This is a genomic window from Kineococcus rhizosphaerae, assembly GCF_003002055.1.
GTDB classification, from domain to species: domain Bacteria; phylum Actinomycetota; class Actinomycetes; order Actinomycetales; family Kineococcaceae; genus Kineococcus; species Kineococcus rhizosphaerae.
Genome location: NZ_PVZF01000039.1, coordinates 1 through 8,580 on the forward strand (window position 1 = coordinate 1; position 8,580 = coordinate 8,580).

Here is an 8,580-nt window from a genome sequence, read left to right on the forward strand (position 1 = left end):
TGGTCACGTGACCATCGCCGCAGGTGGGAGGGCCTGTCATGCCTGTCACGGCTGACAGGGTGTCGCGTTCGTTGACCGGTCACGCCGGTCACCGTGACCGACGGCGCCCTCAACGGCGAGGAGGCTCGCCGGGGGAGACGACGACGGCCCGGAGGCGCCCGGCGCGACCTTCCCCGTCGCGCCGACCGTCCCGGGCCGTCGTCGAGCACTCGACCACACGCCTCCGACACGACCCCGTCAGGACGCCCGGACCTCGACGAGGAGGTCGAGCAGGACGTCCGGCGGGGCCCACCCGGAGGGACGCCCGTCGACGGGGGAGCGGTCGAGGGGGACGACGGTCACGCCGTGCATCGCGAGACCGGTCGCGAGGTCCTCGGCGAGGAGGTCGTCGTCGCCCAGGCGCAGGACCCGGCGCCGGTCGACCTCGTCGAGGGCCGACCACCACGCCCGGACGCCGTCGGCCTGGGTCACGACCGGTGGCAGGAGCAGGCGCAGGGACGGGACGCGTCCTCCTCCTCGACGCCCCGGCACTCTCCGTGCCGACGGCCCAGGCACGCCCAGGTCGCGACGGGGGTCAGGTCGACGAGGAGGTCGTCGGCGACCCGGACCGCGGCCCGTGCGTCGGCGGCGGTCGGGAACTCCGCCGGGCGCAGGTTGTCGGGCAGGCGGGCCGCCCACTCCGCGTACGAGCGGTCCGCCTCGATCGCGGCGATCCGGCGATCGTGGTCCGTCGGTCCGGGAGGAACGGGGGAGGGGCGCGTCACTAGACGAGGGTCGCCCCGCGTCGCCGGGATCGGCAAGGTCCGCACGAGGGGTCCGCGACACTAACCGCTTCGGCATGGTGCCCTCGACGTAGCACCTACCCAGTCGTCCCGAGGAGGACCCATGCCCACCACACGCACCGTCACGTGCCCGGACTGCCAGCGTTCCGGCGCACGCGTCACCGTGAACACGGTCGACTCGCACCAGAAGGACGAGCCGGTCTGCGAGATCGTCGCCGGGTTCGCGTGCCCGCGCGGCTGCCAACCGCCGTTCGACACGATCCCGCTCCGCTGAGGTCGAACAGGACCTCCTAGACGGCCTCGGCCCGAACACGGAGGGCGAGGCCGGCGGGCACTGAACGTGACCGGTCGCTCCGGGAACAGCCGGAAAATCGTGCGCGTTCACAGTCACGACGGGCGACAGCAGGTCGCCCACGGTCAGGTCTTCTGGAGGTAGGTGCCTGCTCATGTGACGCCCCCGGGCATCGGGGGGTCTCCCGTCGCGTTCGTCGCGTCGGGTGTCTCGTCATAGGAGCCACTGTGCGCCGTCTCGACCCGTTCGTCCGCTTCATCGTCGCCGCCATCGTCGGCATGTGCGTCTACGCCGTGCTCGTTCCGGGGGCCAACATCGCCGCCCTCGGTCTCGTCGCCGGGGTCCTGATCGCCCTCACTCCCCTCGTGCGCGCTCTGACAGGCGGGAACGATCCCGACCCGGACGAGTAGGCCGAACCGTGGCGGTCACACGACGCGGAGGGAGAAATCGCCTCCCGAGCTAGCGACTCTGCGACCCCTCGCGAGGGGTCCCCCGCCATACCCCTTCGGGGGTCGTCACCACTCCCGCGACGGCCCGACCGTCCGCTCCCACTCGCGCATGGCGACGGCGACCTCGGCGCGCGTGCGGGGCAGGACGGGACCGGTGATCCGTGCGCCCTTGCTCCGGTTGCACGACCTGTGCGCGGGGCGGAGGTTCTCCTCGTTGTCGCCGCCGCCGCGGGAGTACGGGACGACGTGGTCGACCTCGTTCGCGCCCGGCAGGCCGCACAGGTGACAGACCGTCGAGCGCGCCAGGACGCGCGCCCGTGCCTTCTTCCACTCGTTCGTGCCGGTCCTCGACGTCGTCATCGCCGCCCCCTCGTGGACGTCGTGGCGGCGTCCGGCGCGGCGCCCTCGACGTGGTCGGCCTCGACGTCGACGGCCTGGTCCTTGACGGGTGCGCGCCGGTCGAGGCGCCGGGCGATCCGCTCCGTGTAGGCGTCGTGGTCGGCGGCCTCGACGACGTCGAGGGTCGGCAGGCGTCGGCGGGTCTGACGGGTGGGGCGGGTCCGGCGTGGCACGGGGGCCTCCTCGACGGCGGGGGGGGGTCGGGGGGTGCAGGTGGGGGTGGGGGTGTGGGTGTGTCCCGCCTCCCGGGTGGACGCCCGGGAGGCGGGGGGACCGGCTACCCGCCGAACGACGACCGGGGCCGGACAACCGCCCGGGGGCGGTCCCTCGTCGCCGGTCGTGCGTGCGTGATCCCGGCGGAGGTGGTGGGGGCCGACCACCTCCGCCCGCCCGCGTCTGAGAGGACACGGGGCGGGCGGAGGCGTCGGACTCGTCGACCCGACCCCGGGCCCGCCCGGGGTGCGTGAGAGGGGTCAACGCGAACCGGGCCGCCGTCGGGCACTGACAAGGGTGACGGCGGCCCGGAGGCTCAGGAGGTCGTGACCTTGACGCGCGCGATGCGCTTGGGGTTGGCGAACCCGAACCCGGCGCGCATGACGGCGCGGACGGCGATGCGGTCGGAGGTGAAGAACGCCGACCCGTCGACCTCGACGCGGGTGTCCTCGCGCAGGACGAGGAACGTCACGAGCTTGTCGACGCCGTAGATCGTCCCGGGCGCGATCGACGGGGACACGAGGACCGGGCGGCCCTCGATCGTCCGGCGTGCGGCCTGGGTCGGGTCGGCGGACAGGAGCGGGACGACGGAGTTCGTCTCCGCCTTCAGCTTGCCCAGGGCGAGGGCGTCGTTCGGGTGGGCCAACCATGCCGTGATCGAACCGCCCTCGACCTCGACCATCGAGGCCGCTTCGGCGAACGCGTCGAGACTGTCGCCGTTGGCGAACGCGCCGGACTTCGTCACGAGGGACACGTCCGCGTCCTTCAGGGACGCGAGGCCCTTCGGCGCCGGGGACGCGAGGTTCCCGGCGAACGCGGCATCGAGCTTGCGGGCGATGTCACGGGCGAGGCCGTTACCGATCGAGGTCGTCGCGGCGGGAGAGGTGTCGTCGGCGGCCTCGCGAGAAACCGACACGAGACCGGCCACCTTCGACGGCGTCACGACGAGTTCGTCGAGGCCCATCGTCGAGAGGGGAATCTCCGCCTCCTCCGCGACCCACCCGGTCGTCGGGTCGGACGTCACGAGCGGGATGCGGAGCGAGTTCGAGGCGGTCGACTGAACCGTCGTCGCCTGGGCCGCGATCGCCTGGGCAAGAGCAGGTTTGATGACGAGGTCGGCGACCTGTTCGGGTCGCAGGATCGCGGCGGTGTTCGTGGTGTTGTTCGGCATGGGGACTCCTGGGGACGGCGCACGGGTAGCGCGTGGGGTGTGGGTGGTGCGTTCCCGTGCCGCCCATCCCGGGCCGTGCGCGGTGCCCGTCCCGGGCCGCCTCGACGACCGCGGCGCCCCCTGGGCGAGTTCGCGGTCGTCGAGGTCAACGTTACCCGGTCAACGCCTCGTCGGGGCACGTCCGGCAGCGGCCGCCAGGGCCGCGCCCAGGGCGCGCGTGCCGACCCCCTCCGGGGTCGGGGCCGACCCGCGCCCTCCGCCGCCGTGACGGCGGAAGTCTCCGTGATCCACGGCCCAGTGCGGGTGTGCCTGAACGAGGGCGTCGACGGCGGCGGCGAGTTTCACCGCGTCGACGTCGCCGTCGTCGTCGAGAACGTCGGGCAGGGTCAGGCCGTCGCGCCACACGTCGGCGGCGTCGACGAGTTTCTCCGTGACGAACGCCTCGACGTCGCGGCGCTGGAACCGCTCCACGACCGCGGCGAGGCGGTCCCGCTCCGCCCGGGCCTCGCGCAGTTCACGACGACGACGGGCGGCCTCGCGGTGCCCGCGGTCCTCGTCCCGGTCGCCGTCGGGTTCGTCGTCCCCGTCCGACTCGTCGCCGGTCCCGGCCTCGTCCTGAGCCTCGACCCGATCGCCGGCCCCATCCTCGACCGGCCCGGAATCGGCCCCAGGCGCCCCGGAGACGCCCGATCCGGTCCCGGCGGCCCCTCCGTCCCGCTCCGGGGCCGCGGACGTCTCAGGGCCGACCACAGGCGCCGACGTGGTGTCCTCGCGCTCAGGCACAGTGCGCCTCCTCGACCTCGTGCGGGCGGGCCTGGGCCTGCCACCCACGCGCCCGGACGTAGGCGACCGCGAGACGGGCCGCGCCCGCAGTCTCGACGACCGTCCCGACCCCCAACGTCCGCGCGCCCCCGTCCAGCGGTGCCAACGCCATGACGGCCCACCCGTGGGGGGCCTCGCCGACGAGTTCGCCCGGATCGACGGTCGCCCTCGGCGCCACGTCGTCCGGGTGCGGGTCCGGGAGTTCGACCCCGTGCCCGGCGGCGGCCTCGTTCAACGCCACCACCGCGGCGGAGGCGAGGACCTCATCCGACGGTCCGGCGCGGTTCACGTGCTCGTGCATGGTTCCTCCTCGTGCTCGTGCCGGTCGACGGGACGTCGACCGGGTCGTTCGCACCGCGGCGCAGCCGCGGCGCCTGGTTGGCGGTCGACCCCACGGCCCCCGGGGGTGCGCGGGAGGGCCGACCATGGGTCGAGGGCAACGGCAGGGGCAGGTCACGGCGAATCACGGCGAATCACGCTGGTGGTTCCCGCTGGTGGTTCCGCGCCACCCCTCCCATCCCTCCCTCCCTCCGGTCGGGAGGGGATGGGAGGGGTAGGCGTCACGTGACCGTGTACGTGACGCGTCACGTGACGGTGTACGTGACGTGTCACAGGCCCGATCAGCCCGTGCGGCAACGGCTCCGGGGGAGGCACTTCGAGTGGTTCCCGGTGCGGTGCAGGCGACTCCGCTCCGTCGTCTCCGCGTTCGCCTTGCGGCGGTTCTCGACCGTCGTCGCCTTCTCCTGGTGCGCCTTGTCGGCCCACCCGACGACCTGCCAGCCGTCGGGGGTTTCGTCGAGAAGGCCAGCCTCAACGAGGAGTTTCAGCCGCTCGTCGGCCTCCTCGCGGCTGTAGAGCAGCAGGGCCAGCGCCCGACGCGGAAACTCCCCGTCGGTCAGGTAGCGGTTCCCGTACGCGAGGACCTCGACGTACGTCGTGAACGCACGCTCCGGGAGGCCCTGAACGAACAGGGTCGCGATCAGGTTGTCGTCGAGGCGGGTCCACGTCACGAGGTCCCCCGCCCGTCGAGGTCCTCGTCGCCGTCGAGTTCGCGGACGGGACGGTCGAAGCTCGACAGGTCGACCGGCGCAGCGGGGCGGGTCCAGTTCCGGCGGTGCCTCGACACCTTCGGGACCTTGACCTCCTCGCCCGGTTCCGGGAGGACCGACGGGTCCAGCGACGTCCCGTCGACGGCGACGACGGCAACCTCGACGACACGGACCGACCGACCGCGGAGGTGGTGTTCCGCAGCGTTGCGGTCGGCGGCGCCCCGCGTCAGGCGGACGTGAGAGAACGCGGCCCGCGGCGTGCGGACGAGGACCACGAACGCGGGCCTCGACCGGTCGCGGAGACGGTCCCGGTCCTCGTCGGAGGGGTGTTCCTCGACGCTCACCGGATCGCCCCCAGGGGGACGAGGCGGACGACGACGGCGGTCGCGCGGTGCCCACGGGCGTGGGCGCGGTCGACGGTCGCCTCCGCTCCGGCGAGGGTCAGGCACACGACCCGGCGGGTCCGCTCGACGCCGGTCGGGGACGTCGTGGTGACGACGACGGCGGTCGCGCCGTCGAGGGCCGCGGTTGCGGCGGCGACCTCGTCGGCGGTCTCGACGCGGACGCCGACGTCGTCGACGATGGTCGGGACCTGGGAATCGTGTTCGTCGGCGGCGGCGGTCCTGGCAGGGACCGCCGCCGCGGTGCCGTGGTTCATCGACTCGCCCCGGTGCCCGTCTCGATCGGGACGAGGGCGCTTTCGACGGCCTCCCACCACCTGCGGACCTCGCCGACGCGGTACACGAGGTGCCCGCCCTGCCGGTACGAGGGCGGCCCGCCGTGCGCCCTCACCCGACGCCGGAACGTGGCGACGCTCTTGCCGACCACCGCGGCGGCCCCTTCAGCACGGACGACCGCGTCGTCCGGGTACTTCTCGCCCATCGGGCGCCCACCTCTCGCCGGGCACGACGAGGACCCCCGGAGGGGGTTCGTCGTGCGTTGCCGTGGCGGGCAGGAACCACGCTAGGCCCGCTGGGAGCCGACTTTCACCGGGTGTGCAGACCCCGTGCATGGGGCGCGCAGGAGGTGCTCACCCCGGAGTCACGTCCCCGCAGGCCACGCGGCGTACGGGGGCCAGTGGCGGTGTGCAGAACAGCTACACGGGTTGTGAGCGTGCAAGCTCAGGCCGACGCCCGGGCGGCCCGCCCGGCGGCGAGGATCGCCCGGACCTCGACGAGACCGACGTCCGCCGCTGCCTCGCCGATCGCCCGGTCGAGGGCCTCGACCTCGCGCCGGACCCGGACCTCGTCGAGGACCTCGCGGTGACGGCGCAGGTCTCGGAACGGCATCTCCGGGCCGTACCGGGCGACGAGGAACGACCACAGGCCCAGGCGCCAGCGCAGCACGGCGACCGGGTGCCCCGGGGCCGTCCCGACCGTGTGCCGGGTCCCGTCGGGGGCGTGCCGGATCGCCCAGACGACCGCCTCGACGTCGAGGTCGAGCAGGCCCGCGGCCCGCAGCAGAGACCGCAGGAACGCCGGGCCGACGCCCGCGGCGAGGGTGTCGAGGTGGGGGGCGTGCTCATGTTCGGCCAGGGCGGCGAGCCGGTCGAGGACCGCGATCGAGAGCCGCAGCTCGTCGGACTTCCGCTGCCCCCTCGACCTCACCCCATCCCGGCGCAGCCGCCGCCCAGGCTCCCCCGTTGCCGGGGCGCACGGCGTCTCGCGCGCCCGCGCGGGGTTCCGTTGATCCTCTCTCCTGACGGAGAGAGGGGGGGTGAACTTTCGTAGTTCCTGCGTTGGGAGACAACGGGTTTCGTCATCCTCGACGACCTCCTCGACCGGTCGGGTCAGGAGGTAGACAGCCCCTCGGTTCCCGTCGAGGCCCGGGGCGGCGTGGGCGCCACGGGTGGTCGCCGTGCTGCCCTCCTCGACGGTCAGGAGGAGGCCGCGGTCGGCCAGCCACCGCCGCAGCTTCGAGACGGTCCGCTCCGTGACGCCCAGGAGGTCGGCGGCCTCCGCCCTGGTCAGGCACGTGGTCGCGTCCCCGCGGGCGCGGAAGGCCAGGGCGCGCACGTAGGTCAGGAGGTGGTCCCGCAGGTCCCGGCGCCCGGTCTCAGCGACGACAACGTCCTCGACGAGGCGCAGCCACGCGGGCGGGTACATGACGAGGCGGGCGGCCTGGGCCGCGCGCCAGCGCAGCGCAGCCGGGGACGTCTCGGTCGTCGAGGAGAAGGGGGCGCGTCGACGCGCCGTGATCGGCACCTCAGTCGCCGATCACCCACCGTGACCGTTGCCCGGTTTTCCATGTGTACGTACACACGGACACCCATTCATCGGCGTGTGTGTCGACAGTCTCGACGGGGGCACTTACGCTCATGTTCGGGCCGCTCTCCGGAATGTGAGTCCGGATAGTGGTGGGGGCCGTTCCGCGATTCGCAGTCGCGGGCGGCCCCTCCGCCTTTCTGGCGGACTTCCGGGCGACCCTTCCGGATCAGCCCCGGAATGCCGCGCAGGACACGCCGACAGATCGTTTCTGAGACGTGACCGGCGAACCGGTCAATCGCCGACATAGACCGTTCCGCTGTCGCTACGTTCGGTGACATGGACGAGGACCAGGAACACGGCGAGCTGTTCATCGAGGCGATGGATCAGGCATGGGTGTGGCGCTGCCGGTGCGAGGTGGCCGACGGGGTCGCCCCGAACGAGGTCGCCGCCCGCGCCGCACTCGACGAGCACCTCGCGTCGGTGTCCTGAGGTCCTACCGGCGCCGGAACCACCCGCGGACCGCGGACCACGCTCCGGGCCGTTCGACCTCCTCGACCTCGTCGACGACCGGCGGGACCTCTTCGGCGAGCGTCTCCCCTGCCGTCTCCGGCTCGACGGCGTCCTCCTCGTCGACGACGGCGTCCTCGACGTCCGAGTCGACGTCGACGGCCTCGACCGCCCGCGGCGTGATCCGCGCGAGAAGTCCCTCCGCTCGACCCTCCGCCCGGGCCGCCCGCTCGACCGCGGCGGCCAACTCCCCCGCCCGTCGTCCGTCGACCTCACGCAACCGCTCCGCCTCCGCGACCGCGGCATCCCTCGTGGCCTCCGCGCCGACGGCCCGGTCGCGCCACTCGGCGAGGTCCGACCGGAGCCGGGCGACCTCGTCGGCCAGGCCGTCGAGGACCTCGACGCGGGCCTCCGCCCGGGCGGCCCGCTCGACGAGGGCGACGTCGACGACGACGGGGTCGCGGACGTCGACGACCGTCTCCTCGACGGCCTCCCCCTCGACCGGTGAGCCGGTCAGCAGGCCCGCGGCGACGAGGTCCTCACGCGGAACGCGCCACCCGCCGCCGGTCTCCCGGACCGCGCCCGGGAACGCCTTCTCGCGGAGCCGTCGGCGGATCGTCGACTCACTCGCCCCCGTCTCGGCGACGGTCTCAGCGACGGTCAGGAGACCGGTCACGTGACTGGTCACG

General features: G+C 73.7%; 15 protein-coding genes. 3 read left to right on the top strand and 12 right to left on the bottom strand.

Annotated elements, in window-relative coordinates:
- Positions 1-237 precede the first annotated feature (237 nt).
- On the bottom strand, positions 238-471 hold the full coding sequence (locus CLV37_RS26465) for a hypothetical protein (RefSeq protein ID WP_106215731.1): 234 nt from the start codon (positions 469-471) through the stop codon (positions 238-240).
- Positions 468-764 carry a hypothetical protein gene (locus CLV37_RS26470; RefSeq protein WP_106215732.1) on the bottom strand — a complete coding sequence of 99 codons (297 nt, stop codon included), beginning with the start codon at positions 762-764 and terminating at the stop codon, positions 468-470. Before CLV37_RS26470 ends, CLV37_RS26465 begins: the two co-directional genes overlap by 4 nt.
- Positions 765-885: 121 nt before the next feature.
- On the opposite strand from CLV37_RS26470, the gene CLV37_RS27955 reads away from it, so the two are divergent.
- Together CLV37_RS27955 and CLV37_RS26475 are read left to right on the top strand one after the other, a co-directional pair.
- Positions 886-1,056 carry a hypothetical protein gene (locus tag CLV37_RS27955; protein ID WP_170127535.1) on the top strand — a complete coding sequence of 57 codons (171 nt, stop codon included), beginning with the start codon at positions 886-888 and terminating at the stop codon, positions 1,054-1,056.
- Between the two features lie 245 nt (positions 1,057-1,301).
- Entirely contained in the window at positions 1,302-1,484 is a 183-nt protein-coding gene (locus CLV37_RS26475; RefSeq protein ID WP_106215733.1) for a hypothetical protein, read from the top strand.
- Between the two features lie 105 nt (positions 1,485-1,589).
- Here CLV37_RS26475 and CLV37_RS26480 read toward each other — a convergent pair whose 3' ends face one another.
- The 9 genes from CLV37_RS26480 to CLV37_RS26525 all read right to left on the bottom strand — a co-directional run bounded on the left by CLV37_RS26480 (position 1,590) and on the right by CLV37_RS26525 (position 7,381).
- Positions 1,590-1,883, bottom strand: coding sequence for an HNH endonuclease (locus CLV37_RS26480; RefSeq protein WP_106215734.1), 294 nt, complete (start codon positions 1,881-1,883; stop codon positions 1,590-1,592).
- Entirely contained in the window at positions 1,880-2,095 is a 216-nt protein-coding gene (locus CLV37_RS27960) for a hypothetical protein (RefSeq protein WP_106215735.1), read from the bottom strand. Before CLV37_RS27960 ends, CLV37_RS26480 begins: the two co-directional genes overlap by 4 nt.
- A gap of 356 nt (positions 2,096-2,451) precedes the next feature.
- Positions 2,452-3,306, bottom strand: coding sequence for a phage major capsid protein (locus tag CLV37_RS26490; RefSeq protein WP_106215736.1), 855 nt, complete (start codon positions 3,304-3,306; stop codon positions 2,452-2,454).
- Positions 3,307-3,465: 159 nt separating this feature from the next.
- Entirely contained in the window at positions 3,466-4,089 is a 624-nt protein-coding gene (locus tag CLV37_RS26495) for a hypothetical protein (RefSeq protein WP_146149627.1), read from the bottom strand.
- Entirely contained in the window at positions 4,082-4,429 is a 348-nt protein-coding gene (locus CLV37_RS26500; RefSeq protein WP_106215738.1) for a hypothetical protein, read from the bottom strand. The genes CLV37_RS26495 and CLV37_RS26500 overlap by 8 nt, the downstream gene beginning before the upstream one ends.
- 319 nt (positions 4,430-4,748) lie before the next feature.
- A complete protein-coding gene (locus CLV37_RS26505) occupies positions 4,749-5,138 on the bottom strand; it encodes a hypothetical protein (protein WP_106215739.1) in 390 nt (129 codons plus the stop codon).
- A 379-nt stretch (positions 5,139-5,517) separates the two neighbouring features.
- Positions 5,518-5,835 (bottom strand): hypothetical protein, encoded by a 318-nt coding sequence (locus CLV37_RS26515; protein WP_106215741.1) that lies wholly within the window; start codon positions 5,833-5,835, stop codon positions 5,518-5,520.
- A complete protein-coding gene (locus tag CLV37_RS26520; protein WP_106215742.1) occupies positions 5,832-6,059 on the bottom strand; it encodes a MerR family transcriptional regulator in 228 nt (75 codons plus the stop codon). The genes CLV37_RS26515 and CLV37_RS26520 overlap by 4 nt, the downstream gene beginning before the upstream one ends.
- 239 nt (positions 6,060-6,298) lie before the next feature.
- Complete coding sequence (locus CLV37_RS26525; RefSeq protein WP_106215743.1) at positions 6,299-7,381, bottom strand: cyclic nucleotide-binding domain-containing protein; 1,083 nt, start codon at positions 7,379-7,381, stop codon at positions 6,299-6,301.
- 339 nt (positions 7,382-7,720) lie between these two features.
- On the opposite strand from CLV37_RS26525, the gene CLV37_RS27965 reads away from it, so the two are divergent.
- Entirely contained in the window at positions 7,721-7,873 is a 153-nt protein-coding gene (locus tag CLV37_RS27965; protein ID WP_170127536.1) for a hypothetical protein, read from the top strand.
- Between the two features lie 4 nt (positions 7,874-7,877).
- Here the strand turns inward: CLV37_RS27965 and CLV37_RS26530 are convergent.
- Positions 7,878-8,580, bottom strand: a 703-nt coding sequence (locus CLV37_RS26530) for a helix-turn-helix transcriptional regulator (protein ID WP_211298979.1), incomplete at its 5' end; no start/stop codon positions are given.

Bases quoted from the DNA above. Each gene is read 5' to 3' on its own strand.
- CLV37_RS27955 (WP_170127535.1), top strand. From the start codon at position 886: ATGCCCACCACACGCACCGTCACGTGCCCGGACTGCCAGCGTTCCGGC.
- CLV37_RS26480 (WP_106215734.1), bottom strand. From the start codon at position 1,883: ATGACGACGTCGAGGACCGGCACGAACGAGTGGAAGAAGGCACGGGCG.
- CLV37_RS26490 (WP_106215736.1), bottom strand. From the start codon at position 3,306: ATGCCGAACAACACCACGAACACCGCCGCGATCCTGCGACCCGAACAG.
- CLV37_RS26500 (WP_106215738.1), bottom strand. From the start codon at position 4,429: ATGCACGAGCACGTGAACCGCGCCGGACCGTCGGATGAGGTCCTCGCC.
- CLV37_RS26515 (WP_106215741.1), bottom strand. From the start codon at position 5,835: ATGAACCACGGCACCGCGGCGGCGGTCCCTGCCAGGACCGCCGCCGCC.
- CLV37_RS26520 (WP_106215742.1), bottom strand. From the start codon at position 6,059: ATGGGCGAGAAGTACCCGGACGACGCGGTCGTCCGTGCTGAAGGGGCC.
- CLV37_RS27965 (WP_170127536.1), top strand. From the start codon at position 7,721: ATGGACGAGGACCAGGAACACGGCGAGCTGTTCATCGAGGCGATGGAT.